The 25,362-nt window shown below is 45.2% G+C and carries 17 protein-coding genes; 8 read left to right on the top strand and 9 right to left on the bottom strand.

Annotated features, from left to right (window positions below):
* Positions 1-10 precede the first annotated feature (10 nt).
* The 5 genes from NQ518_RS07890 to NQ518_RS07870 all read right to left on the bottom strand — a co-directional run bounded on the left by NQ518_RS07890 (position 11) and on the right by NQ518_RS07870 (position 2,811).
* Positions 11-601, bottom strand: coding sequence for a hypothetical protein (locus NQ518_RS07890; RefSeq protein WP_023058399.1), 591 nt, complete (start codon positions 599-601; stop codon positions 11-13).
* On the bottom strand, positions 598-894 hold the full coding sequence (locus NQ518_RS07885; protein WP_023058475.1) for a hypothetical protein: 297 nt from the start codon (positions 892-894) through the stop codon (positions 598-600). Before NQ518_RS07885 ends, NQ518_RS07890 begins: the two co-directional genes overlap by 4 nt.
* A gap of 11 nt (positions 895-905) precedes the next feature.
* Positions 906-1,124, bottom strand: a complete 219-nt coding sequence (locus NQ518_RS07880; RefSeq protein WP_023058392.1) for a hypothetical protein — start codon at positions 1,122-1,124, stop codon at positions 906-908.
* 12 nt (positions 1,125-1,136) lie between these two features.
* Positions 1,137-1,346: a hypothetical protein gene (locus tag NQ518_RS07875; RefSeq protein ID WP_036873654.1), complete on the bottom strand. Its 210-nt coding sequence runs from the start codon at positions 1,344-1,346 to the stop codon at positions 1,137-1,139.
* Between the two features lie 1,330 nt (positions 1,347-2,676).
* Complete coding sequence (locus tag NQ518_RS07870; RefSeq protein ID WP_260107727.1) at positions 2,677-2,811, bottom strand: hypothetical protein; 135 nt, start codon at positions 2,809-2,811, stop codon at positions 2,677-2,679.
* Positions 2,812-3,049: 238 nt separating this feature from the next.
* Here NQ518_RS07870 and NQ518_RS07865 point away from each other — a divergent pair, with 238 nt between their 5' ends.
* The 7 genes from NQ518_RS07865 (at position 3,050) to NQ518_RS07835 (ending at position 16,285) form a co-directional block, all read left to right on the top strand.
* Positions 3,050-4,024 carry a YitT family protein gene (locus NQ518_RS07865; protein ID WP_227960184.1) on the top strand — a complete coding sequence of 325 codons (975 nt, stop codon included), beginning with the start codon at positions 3,050-3,052 and terminating at the stop codon, positions 4,022-4,024.
* A gap of 71 nt (positions 4,025-4,095) precedes the next feature.
* On the top strand, positions 4,096-5,193 hold the full coding sequence (locus tag NQ518_RS07860; RefSeq protein WP_227960185.1) for an OprO/OprP family phosphate-selective porin: 1,098 nt from the start codon (positions 4,096-4,098) through the stop codon (positions 5,191-5,193).
* Between the two features lie 248 nt (positions 5,194-5,441).
* A complete protein-coding gene (locus NQ518_RS07855) occupies positions 5,442-7,976 on the top strand; it encodes a zinc-dependent metalloprotease (RefSeq protein WP_227960187.1) in 2,535 nt (844 codons plus the stop codon).
* Positions 7,977-7,995: 19 nt separating this feature from the next.
* Positions 7,996-11,241 (top strand): SusC/RagA family TonB-linked outer membrane protein, encoded by a 3,246-nt coding sequence (locus NQ518_RS07850; protein WP_227960189.1) that lies wholly within the window; start codon positions 7,996-7,998, stop codon positions 11,239-11,241.
* A gap of 6 nt (positions 11,242-11,247) precedes the next feature.
* Positions 11,248-12,603: a RagB/SusD family nutrient uptake outer membrane protein gene (locus NQ518_RS07845; RefSeq protein ID WP_227960192.1), complete on the top strand. Its 1,356-nt coding sequence runs from the start codon at positions 11,248-11,250 to the stop codon at positions 12,601-12,603.
* 117 nt (positions 12,604-12,720) lie between these two features.
* Positions 12,721-14,328, top strand: coding sequence for a cadherin (locus tag NQ518_RS07840; RefSeq protein ID WP_227206303.1), 1,608 nt, complete (start codon positions 12,721-12,723; stop codon positions 14,326-14,328).
* A 187-nt stretch (positions 14,329-14,515) separates the two neighbouring features.
* Entirely contained in the window at positions 14,516-16,285 is a 1,770-nt protein-coding gene (locus NQ518_RS07835; RefSeq protein ID WP_227206304.1) for a MutS-related protein, read from the top strand.
* Positions 16,286-16,467: 182 nt separating this feature from the next.
* Here NQ518_RS07835 and NQ518_RS07830 read toward each other — a convergent pair whose 3' ends face one another.
* From NQ518_RS07830 to NQ518_RS07815, 4 genes are all read right to left on the bottom strand, one after another.
* On the bottom strand, positions 16,468-17,634 hold the full coding sequence (locus tag NQ518_RS07830) for a DUF4876 domain-containing protein (protein ID WP_227206306.1): 1,167 nt from the start codon (positions 17,632-17,634) through the stop codon (positions 16,468-16,470).
* 122 nt (positions 17,635-17,756) lie between these two features.
* Positions 17,757-19,235, bottom strand: coding sequence for a hypothetical protein (locus NQ518_RS07825; RefSeq protein ID WP_227206309.1), 1,479 nt, complete (start codon positions 19,233-19,235; stop codon positions 17,757-17,759).
* Between the two features lie 31 nt (positions 19,236-19,266).
* On the bottom strand, positions 19,267-20,733 hold the full coding sequence (locus NQ518_RS07820) for a hypothetical protein (RefSeq protein ID WP_227206311.1): 1,467 nt from the start codon (positions 20,731-20,733) through the stop codon (positions 19,267-19,269).
* Between the two features lie 8 nt (positions 20,734-20,741).
* A complete protein-coding gene (locus NQ518_RS07815) occupies positions 20,742-23,159 on the bottom strand; it encodes a TonB-dependent receptor (protein ID WP_227206313.1) in 2,418 nt (805 codons plus the stop codon).
* Positions 23,160-23,527: 368 nt separating this feature from the next.
* Here NQ518_RS07815 and NQ518_RS07810 point away from each other — a divergent pair, with 368 nt between their 5' ends.
* Positions 23,528-24,757: a sugar MFS transporter gene (locus NQ518_RS07810; protein WP_227206315.1), complete on the top strand. Its 1,230-nt coding sequence runs from the start codon at positions 23,528-23,530 to the stop codon at positions 24,755-24,757.
* The last annotated feature ends 605 nt before the right edge of the window (positions 24,758-25,362 follow it).

Raw genomic sequence — 25,362 nt, 5'->3', positions numbered from 1 at the left:
TATGTTTTAATCAGTTGAATAATGTTCCGTCTGATAGGAACTCATAATTGTTAGCTTCGCAACTTTCGGCAAAGGCTTCCTCGCTGAATTGATATTCCATATCGTCCCTGCAAGCCTTGAAAAATCCGTTCAAACACTTGTCCATAAGTTCGTATAGGGTGGTATCATTGGGGGCTTTCAGAAAAACGTATATGGGTTTCAAGATTTCATAGTCTATGCAGTAGCCCGTCAGCACACAATCGTCCGAAACAAACACACGGCTCTTGCGTTTCTTCTTGTAGTTTCCACTCCAATAAGTCTTGGGTGGATACAAGTCGTTCCAATAGTTATTGACAAGGTATTTCAGAAGTCTTGTCCCTTTCATATTGTCTTCCTCCTCGCTGTAATGGGAAGTGAAACTATAGGTGTAGGTACAACTGTCGTATGACCATCTGTCCGCCTTGATATTGAAAATCCGTTCAAAGGCTTGCAATGTGGCTCGGTTCTCTCTGTCCCAAGTATAGTCGCAATGTTCCGCCCAATGGCTGTGTGCCTTTGCTTGTGCCTCCCTTGTCAGTTCGTGGAGGTTATATACCTCGTATGTTCTTGTTTCCGTTCTCATATCTGTTCAGTGTTATCGGGTTTATTGTTGATGATGTCTTCTCCATTGTTTGCAAAGACCTCGATAGTCGGCTGTCCTCCGTTTTCCTCTACGGATAGGCTTTCGGAGGTGTCATACAAGGTTTCTCCGTCTGTGATGATGATATTCTCATCGTCCTCAAAGCAAAGCACGTCCTCTCCCTGCCACGACTTGACAAGGGCAACGGCTTCTTCGTAACTCTCGGCTTTTACATCAAAGTGGGTGCGTTCCCAACAAGTAACCTTTCTGTCTTGATAAAAATTGAATTTTTCCATTATTCTTACTTTTAGATGGTTGCTAAAATGATTTCTTGGATATGAATGGGTTCGACCTCTGAAAAGAGATAGAGGATAAATTCCTTTCTGTCCTTCCGATTAAGTTCCTTGAATAATTCCCCAAAGGCGGAGATATTTCCGTTGAGGTAAACCGATACCATATACTCGAAGATGTTGTCCACCTCATAGTATCTGCATTGCTGTGCGATTGTCTTGCTTCTTCTTTTCATATATCTGCCTGTTTAAGAAATGAGTAACCAAAGTATTGCTCCGATGATGAGGGCATAAGTCAGAATGTACACTGCGATAGCCAAAGCAATGGTAAGGAGTAACCGAATGAGGAATTTTCCTGCACATATCCCTGCCAGCCAAAGCCAGATGCTTCCGCCACAAAGGAGAGAGCCTGCGAGTGCAAGTGCCACCCAAATTGATATTTTGTATCTCAGTTTCATCTTGTCTGATTTTTTTGATTTTAGGCGGATTCCAGAGGTGAGGGAGTTGAGTTTCAACTTTTTCTTTTTCCCAGCTTCTCGCATATCCGACATTTTTTTTATGCGTCTTTCCGTCGGGTCGGTCGTTTTCGTTTCAGTGGCGTAAAAAGGTAGGGCTTAGGACAAACAAGGTTTTACGGCGAGAATACTACCTGCAATGAAATGGAAGTGTGGAGATTGTCGTCTAAACGGCTTGCCGCCCCGACCTTTTTTGTCCGTAGAAGCCCGGAACTACCTTTGCCGCTGACAACGAACAACCGATCCCGACATGATACACAGGCATAAGTGGAGGATGTGCATGGAAAGAAGCAGGGCGAAAACAAAAAACGCAGTCTTCGGAGACTGCATTTCATCATAAGAATAAAATACACGGAAAACAAAAAGCCGCCCAAACGGACGGCTTTACGAAAATAACTCGGAGAAAATTCTTTTTTCTCACGATATACTCTTATCTTTGCAACAGGTTATTCGAGTTATGCAAAGCGTTGTATATCATTGTTGAAGATAGGTCGCTAAATCATTACCTACTGCATTTCATAACTCATTAGGCTATTGAATGCCAATCATTTGAACCTAAATGATAGATTTTACCCAAAAACGACCATTGAAAATCTTCAAAATAGAAAAAATCAATAGGCAAGCGGTAGACAAAAGTACGCTCATTTGAGCAAAATAAATGTCATTTTTAGGTTAGAGCATTGACTTTACGCACTTAGAACCATCCTTTTGAGGTGTTATTCACATGCTATTACAACCTAAAAGCATGCATATTCGATGCTAATCTCCATGCTTTTGCCAGCAAGTAGTGGTAATAATAGGAATGAAAAAAGGAGGTTCGAGTATAACGTCTTTAATACCAACGAATTATGAACGTCGCTCATATTTGGCGTATTTGCGACCAACTATGACGTTGGTTGTCTACACGCGAATTATGAGAGGCACTTTGTCAATAAAATTCATCGTTAATCATCGTTGCATACAATGTACCCCCGATTTTATATACGCTGCTTGATGGGTGGTTTTCGAGATAAATAGTTCATTCTTCAGTGACAGTACTGCGTAGGTTCGTGAACCATGTACGCAGGTAAATAGTTTCTTGCTGTCTGCAACGATGTGCGATAATCCATTGGTATGTAATTTGATATACATCAAAAAAAAGTGTGTTTTTAAAACAGAACAGCCTTAGTTGCTTGCAACATCATGAGATAACCCTTATCTTTGCATCGTGTTTTTCATGGTATTAGATTTAAGGTTAACAAAGATTGGACTACAGCGGTAGTCCTTTTTTTTTTTACTTCTCTCCATCGGTTCCTGTTGATGAACAGGTTCTGTTATTGTTGGCCCAATCGTCTATGGAGAGGGCAGTGACGTCAATTGCGTTTCTGTCTTTCCAACATGGCATCCAAGCATATTTGCTCTTATTCATAACCAGCATTTGTTGTGCTCATCCGGTTTCTTTTTTCGTTTTTCAATCTTGATGGGAAGATTTTTAACTAAAAAATAGACTAAAAACTTGCGTATTGATAAAAATACATTAAATTTGCGAAGTTTTAATAATTGTTGCCGCTTATAATTCGAAAGAGGGGGCAGCTGAGAAACGCAGAACGAGTGGGAACACCCTGAGTTCTTGATAGTTAACCTGAAAACCTTTAAATTTAAACATTATGAATAACAAGCAGGAAAACGAAATGACTTTCGTTGAGAAGTTACAAAATGCACCGAATCGTATCAAACGGATTGTCTGTACTCGTCAATTCTGGGTTGAATTAGTCATCATGACGGTGGGTATGTTTGTTGCAGCCATTGGTGTGTACTTTTTCTTGATACCCAGTAAGCTCATTATTGGCTCTATTACGGGTTTATCCTTGGTACTCGCCAAGTTGCTGCCTTTTGTGTCTGTGGGTACGATGATATTTATTATTAATGCGATACTGCTTGTGCTTTCGTTTCTGCTCATCGGTAATGAGTTTGGTGCCAAGACCGTGTATACGGCTTTGATATTAGGACCCATGATTGACTTCATCGGTTCTATCGTTCCTATTCATGAATCTCTCTTCACCACCTACGTTGCTGGACAAGCAGTTGCTAATCCTTGGTTTGACCTTCTCTGTTTCGTTCTCATCCTGAGTGCCTCCCAAAGTATTTTGTTCAGTATCAACGCTTCTACAGGTGGGTTGGATATTCTTGCAAAGATTTTCAACAAGTATCTTCATATCAAGCTTGGTACTGCCGTGATGGTAGCAGGTGGTGCAATCTGTTGTACCGCTTTTGCGATTAATCCTGTTAGTTTAGTAATCATTGGTTTAATTGGAACATGGCTCAATGGTTTGATTCTGAATCATTTCATGTCGGACATCAATTCGAAGACTCGTGTGTATATCATCTCCAAAGACTACCAGAAAATAGTGGATTTTGTCGTTCATACCATTCGTCGTGGTGTGACCCTGCACGAAGTGATTGGTGGCTACTCCAACGAGCGGCAGATGCAGTTGGAAATTGTGCTGACCAAAGAAGAATTCTCTACTTTGATTGATTTCATGAGTAAGGAAAGACTTAAAACATTTATTACTTCTGATACCGTGAGTGAAGTGTATGGTCTGTGGAACAAGAAAGGACTGTTGCGAACGGGTAATTATTGACACAGTCATGTCTTTGTTGAAAAGAAGCATGATAGTTGCACGGAAATTATGAAGTATAATTTTAATCTACTATGAAATTAAAGATATATCTGCTTTTGCTGACCTTCTATGGCATGGGGCTCTATGCACAAGAGTCACAGCGTGTAAACCTGTCTGTTGAAGCACGAGCCGACTACCAACGCGAATCGATTGACGGTGTGAAAAACAATGATAGAACAGGTTTTAAGGGAAATCTTTTCAACATTCTTATCAATGGCAACATCTCACCAAAGTTTTCTTTTAAGTATCGACAACGGCTGAATGGCATCAACAAGGAGTATACCTTCTTTGATGCAACCGACTGGCTCTTCCTTACTTACCACGCAAACCAAAATTGGACACTCTCTGGTGGTAAGTGGGCGGTGCTATGTGGACCGTGGGAGTTCGATCCAGCCCCTATCGATTGTTTTCAACTCTTTGAATTCTGTTACAACTTTCCCTGCTATGCGTGGGGAGTGTGGCTGGGTTATCAAACCACAAATCAAAAAGACCAATTCTTCTTACAAATGGTGGAGAGCCCGTTCCAAAAGGTGTATAAACAAAATAGTGGCATATCTTCCGAGATGTATGCCTACAACCTGATATGGTATGGAAACCATGGTATCTTACACACCGATTGGTCTGTCAACTTCATGGAGTATGCGCCAGGAAAATTTATCAACTACCTTTCTTTTGGTAACCGTTTCGATGTGACTGATAATCTGCAAATAGGCGTGGATTATATGAACCGCGCCACCACTGGGCAGACCTTCTTTTTCAAGGATTGCTCCATGACTGCTCGTGTTGATTACCAGCCTACACCACAGGTTAACCTTTGGGCAAAGGCGAGTTACGACGTGAATCATGCCGGTGTAGACACCAACCCCGAGACATCTGCTCCCATGGACGAAGCCAATCAACAGGCAGCCGAGCAATCCAAGCCACGCGCTGACCTGGCTTTATATGAAGGAACCGAAATCACAAGGGTAGGAGCTGGATTAGAATACTATCCACTAAAAAATAAGAAAGTGCGTCTGCATGCCAACTATAGTTATTGCTTTGGTAAGAATACCAATCCGGCTGGCTACCTGCAAGACAAACATTCTATTCTTGACCTTGGCGTAACTTGGCGAGTAAATGTGATCAAGTAACTGTAGATCTATCTCAAGAAAATAGAAGAAAAGATTTCTTTATGGGTGATAATGTTGGCATTGTGAAAGAAAAAGTTTAATTTTGCAAACATAAAGTATGAGATAAATCGAAAGCTGTAAATAGGCAATTTGCGAATAGAATAGCAGTATCTCAATTCATTTTTTGTTTAATAATTATCAAATTAATGCTTAAAAGATTTTTTCGTCATAAAGATAAATCATTATTCTTAGTCATCTGTGCAGGTTTCATGTTATCAACCACGCCCGTGGAAATGCGTGCAGCCTGTCAAATTTGGCCATTCTCTAAAAAGAAGAAACCGGTAGAGAAACCCATTTCAACCTATAAGCGTCTCACGGGACGCGACTCGGTTGAGATGAAGGGTGTCTTTAATGTTATCAAGAAAGGCGACACCATTTATTACGAAATTCCCACCAAGTTGATGGGAAGAGAGTTCCTGGTGGTGAACCGATTACAGCAGGTTCCCTCTGAATTGAATGAGTCGGGGGTGAACAAAGGCATCAATTATGAAAATCAGACCGTGCGGTTTGAGTGGGCGAAGAAGCAGAAACGACTCATTGTGCGCCAACAACGCATCACGCCCGAAGTGCCCGTGTATGCAGCTATGGCACGGTCGGTGAAGGACAATTACATTGATCCCATCCTCGCCAGCTTGAAGATTGAGGCCGTACCAAACGACTCTTCCACCCTTATCGTGAAGGTGAACGACCTGTACAACGGCAAGGAGAACTGTTTGAACGACGTGTTCAACAACATCAATCTGGGCACCAGCCCCTCTACAGACTTGTCGCGCATACTCGATGTCAAGGCTTTTAAGAACAATGTGACAGCCACATCAGAGCTAACAACCACGGTTCACGAGGGCAACAGCAAGGTAAACGTTACGGTGGTGGTAAGTTCATCGTTGTCGCTCTTGCCCCAATATCCCATGCAAGGGCGTGAGGAAGATGCCCGCGTGGGCTTCTTTACCACGTCAAACCTTCGCTACGACGATTATCAGCACAAAGTAGAGCATAAGCACTATGTGACGCGCTGGCGGCTTGTTCCTTCCGATACCGCCGCCTATATGCGCAGCGAATTGGTAGAACCAGTTCAACCTATTGTGTTTTATATCGACCAGGCCGTACCCAAACACTTGCGCCCCTATATAAAGAAAGGTATGACCGACTGGAACAAAGCTTTCGAACGGGCCGGCTTCAAGAATGCGGTGCAGGTGTTCGACTATACTGACAGTCTGGCTCAGGTGGGCGACGACATGGGCTATTCGGTGCTGACCTACGATGCATCAACCAAGGCCAACGCCATGGGACCATCGGTCATCGACCCCCGAACGGGTGAGATATTAGAGGCAGACATCATCTGGTGGCACAATGTGCAGTCGCTCATCAGCGAATGGATTATGGTGCAGACGGGCGCACAGAACCCCGAAGCACGCTCCTTGCGACTGCCCGAAGAGCTTATTGGCGACGCGGTTCGCTTCGTAGCGTGCCACGAGGTGGGCCACTCTTTGGGCCTTCGTCATAACATGATCGCGTCTAACGCCTATCCTACCGATTCCCTTCGGTCGGCAAGTTTTACCGCGCGAATGGGCGGAACATCGGCATCTATCATGGACTATGCTCGCTTTAACTATGTAGCCCAGCCGGGTGATGGGGTGAAAGTGATGTCACCCAACATCGGTCCTTACGACCTCATGGCCATTGAGTGGGCCTATCGGTGGTATCCAAAGGGAACCAATGAGAAGAAGGAGCTAAACGATTTTTTGAAAAGACACACGGGCAAGTTGTACAAATATATGGAGGCGCAGTCGCAACGAACAGCCATCGACCCTCGTGCATTGAGCGAAGATTTGGGTGATGATGCTGTGAAATCGGCTCGGTATGGCATTGCCAACCTCAAGCGCATCATGCCCAACATCGTCAAGTGGACCACCACCGGCGAACCGGGACAAGACTACGATGAGGCTTCCAACCTTTATTCGGCGGTGATTTATCAATGGAGCCTGTACCTGTATCATGTCATGGCCAATGTTGGCGGCATGTATTTGGAGAACCTCACGGTTGGTGACGGGCAGACATCGTTCCACTTTGTCGAGAAAAACAAGCAGCGTGAGGCCCTGCAGTTCTTGCTGGATGAGGTGCTGACCCATCCCAAATGGCTGTTTGACACCCCGCTTTCCAAGCTGACCTACATACAGCGTAAGACGCCATTGGGTGTCGAAGAGCAACAACCCAACTACATGTTGAAAAATCAACAGAACTATATTCTGTGGGATTTGCTGAACAATGAGCGCATCATCCGCATGTATGAAAACGAATATGAAAATGGTAAGGCGGCCTTCACCGCAGCCACTTTCATGGATATGTTGCATCGACACATCTTCAAATCTACTCTTTCGGGCAAGTCACCCGACTTGTTGGAGCGCAATCTTCAGAAGAGTTTTATTGACGCTTTGATTACTGCGGCTGCCGAAAATGAAGGGGTGAAGATTAACAAAAAACTGTATGAAGGCGACATGTTCGCAGATGCTCAGCGGCATTTGGCTTGTGAGCGTGACAATCATTTGAGCAGTAAGTCAAGAAATGTCATGCTCACCAATGGACAGGTGAGCCGCAACAGCGATGCTTTGAGCCTGAAGCGTGGCGAGATGATTCGTGTGATGAAGCTGTTGAAAACTCGCATGCGTGGTGCCAACTTGGCGGCACGACTTCACTACGAGGACATGATTTTGCGCATACAGACAGGCTTAGGCCTAACAAAATAAGAATCATAACACTATCAAGATGAAGAAAATCTATACAATATTCCTTCTTGTGCTATGCGCCTTGCAAGGCTTCGCACAGGAAAGAATCATCACCGGAACCGTGAAGGACGGTGACCTCAAGGACGAACCGCTTATTGGAGCCACCATCAGCAAGGGTAGTGGCAAGGTGAGTAGCGGTACCATTACCGACTATGAAGGTAAGTTTAAGCTGCCTGTTGATAAGTCAACAAAGGAGATAACCGTTAGTTATATTGGCTACACCACGCAAACCATTAAGTTGAAAGCGGGTGTCAACCATTATGAAATCGTGTTGATGCCCGACGCACATTCCATCAATGAGGTGGTGGTGACGGGTTACCAGCGCATTGACAGACGCAAGTTGACGGCGGCAGTCACTACCGTTGACATCTCTGACAAGGCCGTGGGAGCGGTGAAGAACATCGACCAAGCCCTGGCAGGACAGATAGCCGGACTGTCTACGGTAAGCAGTTCGGGCGCACCGGGCGCACCAGTGAAGATACGTATTCGTGGTACCGCCTCCATCAATGGCACGCAGGAACCGCTGTGGGTGTTGGATGGTATACCCTTGGAGGGTACGGATATCCCGTCTATGGAGAACCTGAACGACATCGATGACATGTATCAAACGTCCATTGCAGGTATCAATCCCTCGGATATTGAGAACATCACGGTATTGAAAGATGCTGCCGCAACGGCGATTTATGGTGCCCGAGCTGCCAATGGCGTTATCGTGATTACCACTAAAAAGGGTAAAGAAGGGCGTCCAGTGATTAACTTTTCTGCCAAATACACCTACAGTCCGAAGTTGAATATCGACCGTCTGAATCTGTTGAACGCCGACGAAAAGGTGGATTTAGAGTTGGGATTATTGGGTTCCGACTATACTTTCCGTGAGAACAAGGGCGAAGTAGCCAATATTTTGAAGACGCTCAACGAAACGGAGGCATATAAGAAAGGTGGTTGGAATGCGTTGTCACCATCGGCACAAACACAGATTAACGCACTTAGAAACATCAACACCGACTGGAATGACATCTTGTTGCGCAGTGCGTTCAATCAAGAGTACAACGCCAGCGTGGCGGGTGGTAGCGACCGTGCCAAGTACTATACCTCGGTAGGCTATTATGATGAGCAGGGAAATGTGAAGGGTGTTGATAACAAGCGCTTTAACATGACGTTGAAAACCGACTATCGCATCAATAAAATCTTGAAGCTGGGCGCATCTGTGTATGCCAATCAGCGCAAGCAAAGTAGTTATCTTACCGACACGAACGGATTTACCAATCCTGTGTATTACTCGCGGTTGGCCAACCCATATTTCCAGCCTTTCATCGATGGGAAATACAACTATGACACCAACGTGCAGGGAAAAGAGACGTCATCGCTGAATTTCAACATCTTTGAAGAGCGGGAGAACAGCCACAACCGACGTACAGACCGTTCGATGATGGCTATCTTTGACGCTGAATTGCAGTTCACCAAAGACCTGAAACTGACTTCTCAATTTGGTTTGCAATACGACAACTACTCACTGGAGAAGTACGCCGGAGAGAACAGTTATGCCATGAGAAAGGAAAAACTCAATACGGTTTACGATTTCAAGGATGGCAAACGGTCGTATTTGCCCGAGGGAGGAACCCATAAAACCACCAGTTATAACAGCCTGCAATGGACTTGGAAAGCCATGCTCGAATATGCGCGCCGATTCAATAAGATACACGACGTGGAGCTGTTGGCAGGTTCGGAAGTGCGACACATCGATTCGGAATCAATTTATTCAGCTGCATACGGGTATGACGCACGTACCCTGACCACTCATCCTGTCATCTTCCCAAGCGAGGTTTCGGCCGAGAGTTTGCCGCTTCATCGCGAGAACAAGGCCGAGAATGCGTATGTGTCATGGTTTGCAACAGGGTCGTACACGCTGCTTTATCGCTATACGTTGGGCGGAAGTGTGCGCTTCGATGGCTCGGATGTGTTCGGCGTTGCCAAGAAATATCGGTATCTGCCGTTGTACTCTGTCAGTGCATTGTGGCGCGTGCATCAAGAGAAATTCCTGAAAAATGCCAAATGGCTGAACAATTTCGCACTGCGTGCATCGTATGGAATACAAGGCAACATCGACAAAAACACATCGCCGTACCTCATCGGTTTGTATGACAAAACATCGATATTGCCTGGAAAGGGTGAGCAAATGATTAAGGCAGAGACCGCTCCTAACCCTGACTTGCGTTGGGAAAAGACCAAGAACGTGAACCTCGGAACGGACATTGCCGTGTTGAATAACGCGCTGACGTTGTCGGTAGACTATTACTATCGACGCAGTAGTGACCTCATCGGCATGCGTATGTTGCCCTTGGAAACAGGCTTTGCAGCTACTACCATCAACTGGGCAAGCATGGAAAACAAAGGATGGGAGATTGCTTTAGGCTCGCGAAACATCTACACCAAGGACTTTCATTGGACCACCAATTTGAACTTAGGCTTCAATACTAATAAGATATTGAATGAGAGTGTGGCTGAAAACTCCACCTACCCAGGGCGCGAAGGCTATCCCGTAGGTGCCATCTTCGCCTACAAAACAGCCGGATTGGATGCCGAAGGTTATCCTGTGTTCGTTGGTGCAGCCGGTGAAAAGCTCACGGCCGAGGAATTTTTTAAATTGAACAAGGCGGGAGCAAGCACGCTTTCGGCAGAAAAGCAACGCAACCTTTACACCTACATGGGCACGACAGACCCGAAGGTGTCGGGTGGATTCATTAACCATTTTGAATACAAAGATTGGCAATTGGGCGTGAACTTCATCTTTAATTTAGGCATGAAGGTACGGGTGCAGCCCACTTATTCGCCCACAAACTATGACAGAGGCTTGAACACCAACCGTGATATTTTAAGCCGATGGACAGCCAATCACACGAACACTACGTTCCCTCGTTTGATGGTGAGTGGCTATCGTGTTCCGGAATATGTTCAATATTCGGAGTACAACACCTACAGCATGCTGGATACTTGGGTGCGAAACAACAGCTATATGCGCCTGCAAAGCGTCCGGTTGGGTTACAAATTGCCAAAAACATGGGTGAACCGTGTGGGCATTGCCAATGCGTCCGTCTCGGTGGAAGCACGCAACTTGTTTGTCATGGCAAGCAACTACACCAATTACTTGGATCCTGAAACGATGGGAAATCCATTTGCTCAGCCTATTCCAAAGAGCGTAATCTTTGGCTTGAACTTGAACTTTTAAAATTGAATGATGATGAAGAAGCTTCAAATATTTATATTATGCGTGGGGCTGTCCGCACTGATGACAAGTTGTGACAGCTTTCTTGACATCACGCCAACGGGCAAAGTGATTGCCAAGACCGGCGAGGAATACCGCGCCATGCTTACCTACGAATACTCTACCTTTCCCGAAGACAGGGGGCTGATGACACTCAGAAGCGACGAGATGGAATTGAGTCCGGTTGTTACAGACCCCAATGATTACGACACCTATTTTGATATATGGCGATGGAATGATGAAGCTCCTTCGCCTACCACAACCTCACCAAACTGGCGTCGCTATTGGCATGTTATCTACATCGCCAACTATCTTATCGAACACCAAAACGAAATCACCGGATACAGCCAAGCTGAAGTGCGCCAATTAGTAGGCGAATCGTATATGCTTCGGGCATATTGTCATTTCTTGTTGGCCAACATGTTCGCACAACCTTATACCAAAGTCAATCCTGAAACAACGCGCGGCGTGCCCGTTTTGCTGGAGCCAGACGTCAATGCCATTCCTCGTTGCAGCAGTTTGAAGGCGGTTTACGACCAGGTTTTGGCTGATATTGCAGAGGCTCAGAAGCATCTTAACGTGGAGAAGTGGGACGAAGGTCAAACCTATCGCTTCAATGTTATTTCGGCACAAGCATTGAAAGCGCGCGTTTGTTTGTACAAAGGCGACTGGCAAGAGGCGCTCACTGCGGCTCAAGAGGTCATCAAGCAGCATGGCGAGCTACAGGACTTGAATGCGTCTAACGGCTTGTTGCCCGATCATTACAAGTCGGTTGAATCGATTGTGGCACTCGAGCAGGTGATGACCAATAGCTATAAAAAAGCCGGAAAACCATCCCAGCAGTTCATAGCAGTCTTTAAAAAAGGCGACCAGCGTAAGACAAAGTACTTGGAGCGTAAGGGTTCGCAGACGTATTTGTTGCTCAAAGGGGGCAGCAATGAATATCGTTGCTCGTTCAGGTCGGCCGAAGCTTACTTGATAGCAGCCGAAGCTGCGGCGCAATTAAACCAGTTGTCTGATGCCAAGGCGTATCTTACTCAACTGATGAGCAAGCGGTACAAACCCTCTGTCATTGCTACTTACACTGCCGAAGTTCAGGAAATGAACCAACAAGATTTGCTCACTGATATTTATCTTGAGCGTTTTCGTGAACTTTGTTTCGAGGGCTTCCGTTGGGATGACTTGCGAAGAACCACGCAACCAGCACTGACCAAAACCTACAAGGACGAGACCTTTGAGTTGAAGGAGCATGACGCTCGCTACACACTCCGATTCCCTGCCGAGGCTGTGGCAGCCAATCCAAATTTGGAAGCATGGACAAAATGATGATTCTTCAGAGCGGTTTTTAATGAAATAGGCAACACCTTGTCGAGGTACATGAACTGTCTTTGAGTGGGAGTTGTGCAATTTTGAAATAATATTCATGATTTAAATTTTTAGCGTATGAAAAAGATTTTACTAGTAATCGTGGCTGTTGTGGCAAACATAACAGTACAGGCTCAGGTGTTCAAACAGGCTGCCAAGTGGTCTAAAACACTGACACCTGTTACGGAAGCAAAGAAATTAGGTGGCACCAAAACTGCAGTTGCTGCTGATGGTAGTGTTTTCACTACGGGTACTTATAACAATGATCTCACCTTTGGTAGCTCATATTTAGATCCAGATGGCCTCACACCGGCTTATTTGGCAAAATATAGTGCTGATGGCAAGGAGCTTTGGGCCGTTGGATTGGTGGGTAACTCGCTGATTCACGCGATTACCACCGATGCGGACGGTAATGTGTATCTGCTCGGAACATTGGCAGAAGAAGTTGAATTCGAATCTGTTAACGGTGTGCCAAAAACCGCTAATGGCATGAAGATTGAAGGGGCGTTCACGCCTACCCGCCGCGCTGCCTTCGTTGCTAAATATGACAAAGACGGAAACCTCAAGATGGTACGTACGATCGACGCTGCTACCAACTATGATGTTGTCTCTCCAGACACCTATTTCGATAACCTGGCCGAGGTGCAACCTACCGCTTTGGCTGTATCCAATGGCAAGGTGTATGTGGGTTTGCGCCATGATGGTGACGTGATCATAGACAATGTTAATTGGAAAGGTCGTTACAATTTTGCTTTTGGCTTTATGCATGTAGACAACCATAGCGTAGGCATCATGTCGATGAACGCTGATGACTTGATGGGTGCTACATCGGTTGCCGACTTTGGTTCTAAAGAGATGTTGACCAATGACGGCACGTTCAATGCCATGGATGTGAGTTTCACGGTAGCCAATGGAACCGTTTATGCAGCCTTCGTAGGTTATGGCAAGTTGGCACTCAACACGGCAAATGAAAGCAAGGATTTTACAACTGAGATAGCAGAGGGCACCATGCCGCGTGTTTATGTATTGGCGTCTATCAGTGAAAGCAACGTTGTGACAAAAGCATTCACGACGAAAGCCGATAAAGATGGCGACAACTATCGAATCGGACGCATGGTGTTGGAGGGTGACAAGTTGTTTGTCAGTGGCGTTTCTGCAGGTAGCAATCCTTTTAACAATGACCTGCAAGCCGTCGGTCCGCGTACCTTGTTCGTGGCATCCCTCAATGCTGCCGACCTCGCCCTTAACTGGGTTGCAGGCGATGCGTATGACGAAGGTGATGTAAACCATTATGCACAAGGCCTTTTTGATATGCTCGTCAACAATGGAGAAGTTCTGTTGGCAGGTTATGCTGAAAAGACTGACGACCATTCTTTAACGGCTCAACTCAATTATTGGGTTACGGCTGATGGAACAGTGAAGTCTGCTGCTCCCGATTCCATCGTGTCTGTTGCTAAAAATAAGGATGTGGTAGCGGTTATTACGAATGCAAAAAATCAAACAACGGTTAGTGTTTACGATAAGAAAAACGTAACAGGAATCAACCAAGTAGTAGCTTCTAAGTCTGAAAGAGTGGCCGTTTACAACCTCAAAGGACAGTATGTAGGCACCACGCTCGATGGTCTTTCTGCCGGTGTTTATCTCCTCAAGAAGGGCAACGATGTACAGAAAGTATTGGTGAAATAAGCTGACCGTAATGTAAGGGACATTCTTCATCCCCCTATTGAAAAGGCTATTCTGGATAACAGAATAGCCTTTTTCATTTTTAACCACCCATATTGTCCTATCAATCAACAAGTTTTTCGTACCTTTGTTCACGCTGCTTGCCCATGTGAGGCTCGCAGATTACACGAACGCTAACAATTGACAGAAGATGAACCTATCCATATTTTATACTGAAAAAGAACGACGATTGGCTGGTGAGATTGCTCAACTCAAGCAAAAAAGCCGTTTGTTCGTGGCGGGACAAATTGTCTTTTTTCTTTTGTTCCTGGCCTTTTTAGTCCTTTATACCCTCGTGTCGTGGGGCGCGTTGCCCCTTGTCTTGTCGGCGATTTCCTTGCTGTTGTATGCTTTGGTACGCCTGATGGATGTGAAAAACGATGAGCAGGTGCATCGTTTCTCTAATCTCCGAAAGGTTTATCTGCACGAACTTTCTTACCTGAATGGCGACTTTTCGTGCTTCAATGACGGAGAACGGTACGTGGATGCACACCATCCGTTTACGTTCGATTTGGATGTGTTTGGGAAGGACTCGTTGTTTCAGCGCATCAACCGCACGGTGACCACGGGCGGTAGTGACTGGCTGGCGGCTCAACTGTCGTCGGTTGCCAATCGGTCTGCACGTGCCGAAGCCGTTGATGAGTTGGCTTCTATGGAACCATGGCGAGCCACTTTCATGGCATTAGGCGCTGACGGAAGGATTGATTCTGCCTTGATACGGCAGGCACTGCAAGAGATTAAGTCGTTGCAGATACCCACTTTTGCCGCGAGGCGATGGACTTTCGTGCTGGCGTGCTTGCTCATAGTTGGGCTGTTTGCAGCTGTCGTGGCATCCGTGGCAGGCTGGGTGAGTGCCCAACTGCCCTTATGGTGGGGCATCTTGCATTTCTTCGGTGTGTTTTTTGTTTGTTCGGGTGCTTGCAGAGTCATTAGTAAGGCGGTTGACAAGCTGCACGAACAGTTGCAAGTGTATGTAGAGTTGATACGGCAAGTGAGTGAGACAACGGCCTTTACCACGCCTCAAAATGCAGCAATTGTCGATGTGTTGCAAGGAGCAAGACAATCGTTCGACCAGCTGAATGACATCCTGAACGGCTTGGACAGGCGTGGCAACATCCTTGGGCTCTTTCTGATGGATGCGTTGTTCTTGAGCGATTACTTCTTGGTGCGCCGTTTCCTGCGGTGGCAACGGCAATATTTAGGTCAAGTACCTGTGTGGATAGATGCCATTAGCGAGATAGATGGCTTGGTGAGCATGGCGACTTTTCGTTACAACGAGCCGCAAGCGGGTAGGGCAGAAGTGGTAGCGAGCGAGGAAATGGTGTACGAGGCGGTGGGACTGTACCATCCTTTCTTGGGCGCAAAGGCGGTGCGCAACGATTTTACATTGCAGCATCGTCACTATTATATCATTACGGGAGCCAACATGGCAGGTAAAAGTACTTTCCTTAGAGCGTTGGGCATCAACTACATCTTGGCAATGAACGGCATGCCCGTGTTTGCCACATCGCTGCGTGTGTCGGCATATAGCCTGTTCAGTAGCATGCGCACCACCGACGACTTGGCGCATGGTATCTCTTATTTCAATGCCGAACTGTTGCGTCTGAAACAACTTCTTACGGCGTGTCAGCACAATTCGCAAACGCTGATTATTCTGGATGAGATATTGAAAGGAACCAACTCGGCGGACAAGCTCAATGGTTCGCGTTTGTTTTTACAAGCGGTGTCGGCATTGCCCGTGACGGGTGTCATTGCCACACACGATTTGGAATTGTCGAAAATGGCGGGAGTACGTTTTCACAATTATTGCTTCGAGATAGCATTAGGGCAGGATGTGACCTACTCTTACAAAATCACTCCTGGTATTGCTCGCAATCAAAATGCCACCTTCTTGTTAAGGGAAATACTATCTGGTGTGTAGGTCACAAGGCTGACAAATCTTTAGTTCGCAAAGCTTACCCCTGAAGTTTGAGGCAATATTCGATGGGGTATGCATAAAACGTATCGCCATAAAAACAGTACGCAAGTAGCACATGAGGATGTGACAACTTGCGTACAGATGTATGTATGAGAATTTTGAGATGGTTGTTAATGGGCAAGTGATTATTTGCTTGGCTTGTTTTGATTACCTTTCTCTATGGTAGGCTTGCCTTGTTTCTTGCCCAACGTGGCATAAATCACCTCAAAGTCTTGTGTGGAATTATTGCCGTCGACAAATTTTTTGCCATCCCACTTACGGGCAATTGACAGTCCTGAATATTTGTTCCATTGTTGATTGGGTACTGCTTTCAATGGAGTGGTTGTTACGCCATGGTAGCCTTTGTCCATTTTCTCGCACGGAATCATCTGTGGCTTTGTAGGACAAATGGTAACACAGTCAATTACTTTCACCATTGGAACCTCCGTTACCTCCAATCCTGCTGCACCATTGTTGGTATAAATTCTGTGTTGGTAGCCAGGTTTTTTGTTGGCCTTGTCTTCCTTTCTGTTTGCGCGGAAGTCTTCGGTAGTCCATGGCACCTCAATGAGTGCTATGCACACATCTTCTGCAAGAATTGTGGGAAACTGCAATACTGGCTCATCATCGACAACCAAGATAGGTTGCATGTCTTTTACTTGCGGGTTGTTCAGCTTTTGGTCCTCGCTGTTCAAGTAGTTGACATTGGTCCACTCAAAGTCTGCCTTGCTCAAATTTATGAATTCATCCATGCCTTTGTACACCGAAGGAATATAAGGATAGTCTTCTGTTGCCTCCTCTTTCGCCATTTTTTCCTGCTCTTTGATTTCTGCTTTAAAAGTCTCAGCGTGGTCAATGGCAAATGCCGCAATCACCTTACTCTCGCCTGGCATGATAGGATACATTTTCCCTGAGCCTTGTTGGTCTGTGGGGAACATGGCCAATGACTGTATGCCAAAGTACTTATCGCGAAAATCATCGCCAAGTGCAAACTCGCGTTTAGGTTCTCCGGGTATGATGCCGTGGACGGCAAGAGCCATGCCGTCAAGGTATTTCACTTCGTCGGTAGGATTGTAAATGACGATGTATTGATCCTTGTCGTAGAAATTATAGCCACCATATTTAGCTATTTTCCCATTCTGTAGTTTGGTGTATTCATGTCCTATATAGAAAACTTCCTTGATAATAAGGTGATCGATTTTTGTTTCTGAGGTGTCCGAGCCCTCTGTACCAGTTGTTCGTGTGCAACCTATTGTTGCCAATAACACAGCAAACAATGCTAAATTACTTCCGATAAGTTTTATTCTTTTCATGTTTATCAATGTTTTATTTTTGTTAGTATATATTTGAAATATTTTTTTTCTGTGTGTCACTCCTTGTGAAATGTTCTTTTTAAAGAAAAAGAGTAATCATGTCCTTGCAAGTAGGTTTTAGATTATAAATACCAGTTGGCGAAGCCTCTTCCTCCGCCTATGGAGTTGGTTTGTACGCCACTTGCTGCCTCCATGGCATCAACAGGTGAGAGGTTCATTTCGCGTCCCATATAATAGTAGAATGGTTCATAGGGGTCGGCAGCGGTAGGATCCGAGTCGTATGAACTGCAAAACACTTTAATGGGGATGTTGAATCGTGCCACTTCTGTCCATTGTGTTACCTCTTGAATAACTCCTTTCTCTTTGTACCATTCGGTACGGAAAGGCGCATTATAGTCGGTACAAACAAATTTACTTGAAAATTCATAAGTGGGATGACGGTATAGCCCATCTACCCCATACTGATAAGCCTTTGCTGGGATGAGTGCCTTCTTGCCTTTCTCACATTTCATAATGCGCACCGAAAGGTAGAATTTTGGCAACAAATAGGAGTCACGGTTCATGCGCCAAGGTGTTCCTATATAAGTATCGCGTCTGCTCTTGATGAGATAAGGCCATCCTTGTCGGTCTCTCCAGCCCAGTTCGTTGTTGCTCCACCCGCCAAAGGTGATATGTCCTTTCAGTCCAACCCTGTCTTGGTCGGGGTCCCAAACATAGCCATTAGCAGCATCGTTGCGATCTAACGGGGGTAATAACTTTTGGTTGAACATGTCGCGGGCACCGTCGCTCATCAAATCATGCTGCCATGTGTCTCTATATTCGTAATAGAATACGTCGGGTGTGGCGGCGGCACGGTCTTCCCAGGTTGTCTTTTCGGCAAAGTCAGTGGCAGGAACAGGAGTTGTGTCTACGAGTGACAAGTCTTTGTTTACGTCGTTACAATACTCCTCGTCGGTCTCGTCAGCCCTTTTCTTTCTTGGCTGTTTCCATGTTCCTCGGCAGTCCATCACCTCGTAAGGATTACCTTTGTCATCAAGATCGCTAACGGTGAAGAAGATTTGGTATTGATCTGAATTGTTCAAGATATCATCATTCATCAGTCTTCCGTCTTTGTCGAAGAAGTAGAGTACCATGCCCCACCGCTTCAGATGTCCACCAATAAGACGTATATAATCTTTGGGACCTTCCTTTCCTGCTTCCCTTTCAAAGAACGTCGCATTCTTCTTGCTCAATACTTCCACCGTAGGCCACTGCGCATTGTTATGAACTACTGCGAATTCTTCTTGTGAATACGGAGCATGAGGGTAGATAGCGTTGCCGTGAATCATGTTCTCACCGTGCTTATGCCCTTCTTTGAACATGATGAGGCAATTGTACCAATTATTGAATGCACCACCCTCGTCTTTGTTGGTGTATGGTGTTCCCTTGACATTTTTCAGACTGTCGGCAATCTTGTCGGCACCACTAAACTGCATCAAGCGTTTGTCAAGTGGGTTGTCCTCATAGTCGATGTGTTCGTTTCCAAAGATGAAATCCGTACAAGAGGTACAGGTCAGCATCGCAGCGACAGCCCATAATGTGTTGAATATATATTTTTTCATGTGATTGTTTCTTCTGTTTACTATCATTGTTTTACATAAATACCCTATCATGTCGATATCTACTGAAGTAGTCACTGGGGTTGAAAAGCATCTTTTCCAATTGTATCTTATCCGCTTTTGGATAAATCTTCAAGATATCATTCACGCACTTGTCTTTTCCATCCTTGGTGTTGCCAATCACGCGGATAGACAGTGGATAGTCTATATCAAAGCTGTCCCACCCATTTTGCAATTGGTCAAAGTTCCATACAAAGCCATTTTGTGCATTGTCTTTGTTGCCATATTTGGCAGGATACTCCCTTCCGTCGCCACGGGCGACCTTGTTCAGGATATGACAAATCTTCACTTGTAGTTGGAAAGCCATGTTGGCTTGCTTGAATTGCAGCATCCCTTTAAAACCTAAGTGGTCGTAAGATTCTTCTGGAGTTAATGTTCTCTTCTGTCTTAATAGTCCTACGGTGTTGCCATATCTATCGCGTGCCATGCCGTCTTTGTCGATAAAATCGTCGTTTGAGTGCTCATCATAGAAGTAACCCAAGTACTTGTCTACGGGGTCTGTATCACGGTATTCGTAGGTGAATATTTCGTGTGTGAGCTTGTTGAGCTGCATGTAGTCCACCGATTTATACAACCAGTAGTCAGAACCCTTGAAGTTGAACTTGTCTAAAGATGCAGGCTTGCCCGACCGTCGTATGGACTCCCATGCCAACTCATTGTTGAATGGCACCTGAAGCTCGTCGGGTTTGAAACCTTTCTCCATAGGAACATAGACGTTATTCAAGCTGAACTTGGACGCTCTGATGCCTTCTCCATTCTCTTGTCTGAAGGTATATCGGTTGTAATAGTGCGGTGTTTCTTCCAAAGTACGTGGGAAAGCCATCTGGAGTGTCGTGTTTCCTTGGTCGAACAGCTGCCTTTGGTCGTGCGTTACGGTTACTCCCGAGTCTCTTTTCAATGATGAACTGCCAATGCCAAAGAAGTGTTGATGCACCATCAAGGTAGAGTTTTCTGGATCAGGGATGACCTCATTGTCAGCTGATTTCTTCCATGGCAGACTTGAAAACTGGTGATTGATGGGTTTCCCATTCATGTCGTAGTAAATCAACTCCAATCCATAGTAAATCTCATCTGATGCAATGACATCAAAATGGTCGCGCTGCGTGGTGATGGTGATTTCTCCATCATCGTTTCGTGACATATCTATCTCTTGTCGAATGGGGAGAGAAAGTGAGTCTGCCATAGTCTCGTAAACATTGTACACATCCACCATTTCATCCCCATTGATGCCAACACCTATTTGTCCTCCTTTGAAACCCATTCGCAAGATGGCATGTACAGAGTAGATTTGGTCGTGTCCTTTCACGTCACGTTCAATGTGCGAAGGTGGTGCTTTCACAATTTTTTTGAAGAAATCGTCTACTGCCTCGTCAGAACAACCAACGTTTATGGTTGCCAATGCGATGAGCAGGATGTTTATATGTTTGAATATTCGTTTCATGTCTATCGTTAAAATTTAATCAATGTCCTTACAGAGAGGTTGACACCTCGTTCGTGTGCATAATATCTAAATCTATCTGTGTACTCCTTATATAATGCGTTGAGGATGTTTTCGCCTACAAGCATCAGTTTTACCTGTCGTTTCTGGGGCAGTCGTATGGTTAGGTCGGCTGAACCGTTAAGCAAGAAGTACGCATCTGGCGATGCTGGTACCAGGTCTTTGTCGGGGTCGAAACGTGTTTGTTTGGTAACATAAATGCCCGATAGGTTGACGGAAGCATAATATTTTTTGTCGCTACCGAAAGCCTTTTCGTATGTTCCCGATAGTCCATATCGGTCAGAAGGCATAAACGGCAACCAGTCATTACGCGTGATGTTGCGTGCAAAAATCCACTCTCCTTTCGCCACAATCGCCAGTCCTTTCATGGGGTTCACAGTGGCTTCTATATCGCCTCCATACAAGTTCACATCGTCCTGATCGTACATAAACTTTGGATATTTGCCACTGGGGTGATTGTGAAAACGCTCTTTACCTTCGCCAATGTGGTCGTAGATATAACTGTTGATTTTTTGAAAGAAAGCACTGGGCTCTACCGAAAGCCATGTGTTGCGGTAACGTCCGCCCAAAACAGATTTCCACCCACGTTCACTTTCCAAGTGTCTGTTGCCCACAACCCAATACGAACCGTCTTGCAAACCAATGGCATACAGTTCATTGATATCGGGTGGACGCCACGACCATCCGACGTTGAACCTTGCATCCCAGTTGTCGTTGAACTGATAATGTGTCGCAAGACTGCTGGTAAAATTGCTGTAGATTTTGAAATCGTCATAATAGGTGTAGTTGCTTGTTGTGGTATAACCATTCACCGACATGACGCGGAAGTCGTAGCGCATGCCTAAGGCGCACTGCAATTTGTGGATTTTCACCTTATGTAGGAAGAAACCACCCATGGACAATGCTGCAAAGTTAGGTACAAAGGCTGGCTGTTTGGTTCCCGGATAGTTATAGTTTTCTTGATATGAGTTTGATAATCCCACGTCTGAGGTCATATCCCATTTGTTCCATTTGGCGTTCCACAGCGCATCAAGTTTGTAAGTACTCAGCATCAAGTCCTGCATAGGTATCCAGCTCCACTGCGTTTTCTTGCGGTTTTCAAACTCTTGGCGCAAGTTTACTTGATAGGAGCCTGTGACATCTATTTTATGATTTTTATTGATGTCCCACTTGATGTCGCCCTTTACGGTGAAATGCTGTGACTGTTGAAATGGCGGTTTTATTTCGTAAGAGAAGGGGAAGAATGTTTGTTCGTCGGGTCTTCCATATTCAAAACGCTTGATAAGTTGGTCCATGTCGGATATCTTGCTGGCATAATAAATGCCACTGCGTTGATAGTACAGGCTGGAAAACAGCGTGGCGGTTACCTTGCCTGTCTTCACTCCGCCCATGGCCGACATGCTGATGGTGTTATATCCCGTGTTGTTCAGGATGTAATCCGCCGTGCGATAGTCGCCACCCTTGGTATAGTTTCCATGCACACGCAGACCAAAGTTTTTGTAACCTGACTCTATAGTCCCCGAGCCGCTAAACCCTCGTGCGTTGGTGTCATAGCCCATGTTGACGCTTCCCTGTACCACGGGCTTGTTATGTCCATAGGGTAGGGGCGCATCGTTGAGCAATACCACACCTCCCATGGCGCCAAAGCCGTAACGGATACATTCGGCACCCTTTACAACTTCTACCATACTCGACCCAGTGTAGTCAAGTTCAGGGGCGTGATCGGCTCCCCAACTCTGACTTTCTAATTTCACTCCGTTGTTCATCAGCAATATCCTACTGCTGTGCATACCCTGTATTACAGGTTTGGCGATAGTGCTTCCCGTGCTGATAGAGCTAACTCCCGGCACCGTTTCCAACAATTTTGCCAACGAGGTGGCACCACCTTTTTCGAGCATATCTTGATCCAGCGTCTTGGTTTGCTGCATGATGTCGGTGTGTCTTTTTTTCGATGTCACCGTTACACCGCCCAGCATCTGCGCATCTTCCTTCAGCTTTATTGGGATGATACCTGCACGGGGGGATATGTTGGCTGTATAATTCTTATACCCCACCGATGTTACGGTAATCTTGATTTTCTTGGTTTGGTCTTTTACCGTCATGACGCAGTTGCCCGAGGCATCGGTCACATATATCTTGGCGTCATCAGCTTTCACCATGGCACCAGGTATGGGTTCGCCTGTCACCGCATCTGTTATCCTGAGTGTAAGGTTTCCATTCTCGGATTTGTCAGCCACCTTCTCCATACTGTCGTGTGCAATTGCAGGTGCCGCAACCAAACTTAATAGTGGCAGCAGCGCCATGCAGCCTTTCAGGAGAGTGTACCGCATCTGTCCGTTCTTTTGTGTACGTTGGATGTTTCTTAACATTTTCACTAACTTGATGTAAAAAAAAATAACTAATGTTTATTCCGAGGTGCAAAGGTATGGCAACTTTTTCAGCTGGTAAAAAATATGGCATACCCAGAAGTAGGCATTTTTCCAATCGCTTTTACAATACCCATACCTATTTATTATGTCTGCTCGACATAAACTTGCATGTAGGTTTGTATGGCAAAATAACGCTCCATTTTTCCTCCATGTTACACTCACGGCACTGATTCTTGTGCGAAAACAAGGTGATTTTGTCTGAAAATCATTATCTTTGTCGCCAACAGGTGTTTGTCTACTTGCTACCACATCAAGCGGAATGGGCGTGGTGCAGATACCTATATATATACTGTTAAGTAGAAAACGACATGAAACCAAACGACCACAAACTAACCGACAAGCGTTACACCATACCCTTTGTCCTCATCACCTCCCTGTTTTTTCTCTGGGGATTTGCCCGTGCTATCCTGGATGTGCTCAACAAACATTTTCAGAATGTTCTTGACATATCTATCACACAGTCGGCCTGGATACAGGTAACCACTTATCTGGGTTACTTCCTCATGGCCATCCCTGCCGGTATTTTCATCAACCGCAATGGCTATAGGCGGGGCGTTGTCTTCGGCCTGTTATTGTTTGGTGTTGGTGCGTTACTATTCATTCCCGGGGCGCAGATAGGCGAATTTTATGTTTATCTGGCCGCTCTGTTTGTCATTGGGTGCGGACTGGTGTTCCTGGAGACGGCAGCCAATCCGTATGTCACGGAGCTGGGACCGAGCGAAACGTCAACAAGCAGGCTCAATCTGTCACAGAGTTTTAACGGTTTGGGAAGCCTGTTCGCCACCTTGGTGGTTGGGCAGTTCCTGTTCAACGGCTCAGAAACGGGCGGCAACGTGGTGGTTCCCTACACCATTCTCGGTGCTTTGGTCTTGGCCATCGCCGTGGTATTCGCACGCGTAGACCTACCTGAAATACAGCACCAGCAAACGGTTGAGGATCAGGCGCAAGGCAACAATTATTCAAAGTTGTGGAGGCACAAGCTGTTTGTCTTCGGACTGTTTGCCCTATTGGCCTACGAAGTGGCAGAAATCTCTATCAACAGTTATTTTATCAACTTTGTGACTGGGCAGGGATGGATGACCGATAACTTGGCTTCTGTAGTGCTCACGGGGGCGCTGGCCTTCTTCATGGTGGGACGATTCTTGGGAAGTTGGATTATGCGGCGCATTCTTCCACAAAAAATGCTTTTGTATTGTGCTGTGGGATGTGTGTGTAGTGTAGGACTGGTATTGATGGATATAGGAAAAGTTTCGATGATAGCCCTCATTGCTAACTATCTGTTTGAGGCTATCATGTTTCCCACTATTTTTGCGCTTTCATTGAGCCATTTAGGAAATCTAACTAAGAGTGCATCGTCATTATTGATGATGACCCCTATCGGAGGTTGCGGGTTCCTGTTGATGGGTTATGTTGCAGATACAACAAATATGGTGATTCCTTTTTTTATTCCATGGGTAGGTTATATGGTAGTACTGCTGTTTGCTTGGTATGTATGCAGAAAGAGTCTTTCTACCACAACAGAACAACAACCCAATTAGGCTTACCTGTAAATTGTGTGTCTTGATAAAAGTGGAGCTTCTCAATGTCGTTTTCTCGAGAAACTGAATGCTCCAATGTTTTTTATCTTCACATAACATGGCTCTTTCATTGACAAGATTGCTTTTCGTTTTTTAGATCAAACGGAATGTTTTTCAGTGAAATTTCTTCTGTCGCAACGTTTTTTTTAACACAAATGCCGGGCGTTTTTTCAACCAACTTGTTCTTGTGTCGTAAATATGCTAATAATGCAAAGGTTTTGTTATCTGTTTGATTATTAGTGTCTTACATGATTTTTTTTATCGTTAAGCAAAATCAAAAAGCAAACTGTTTGATGCAAAAACTCCTTTTTTTTGGTGCAAAAAGCCCTTCAATATGTTACAGATTGGGTGGTTAAAGCATGTAAATTAGGCGGTTAAAGCATGGTAATAGCTGGTTTGTTCCATGTGAATTGGGTAGAAGATGATGAATTTAAGGCTTTGAACGCCTAAAAAATCTCCAAATTATGTCTATTTCTCATTTTTATTTTGTCAAAGAAAATGAATTGATTTAACAAACGAAAGGTCTTTTAACAACTACAAATGTCGTTGATTGTCATCCAGCATTA

Origin of the sequence: Hoylesella buccalis ATCC 35310 (genome assembly GCF_025151385.1) — a bacterium.
Taxonomy (GTDB): Bacteria; Bacteroidota; Bacteroidia; order Bacteroidales; family Bacteroidaceae; genus Prevotella; species Prevotella buccalis.
This window is presented reverse-complemented; position numbering and strand designations above follow the sequence as displayed.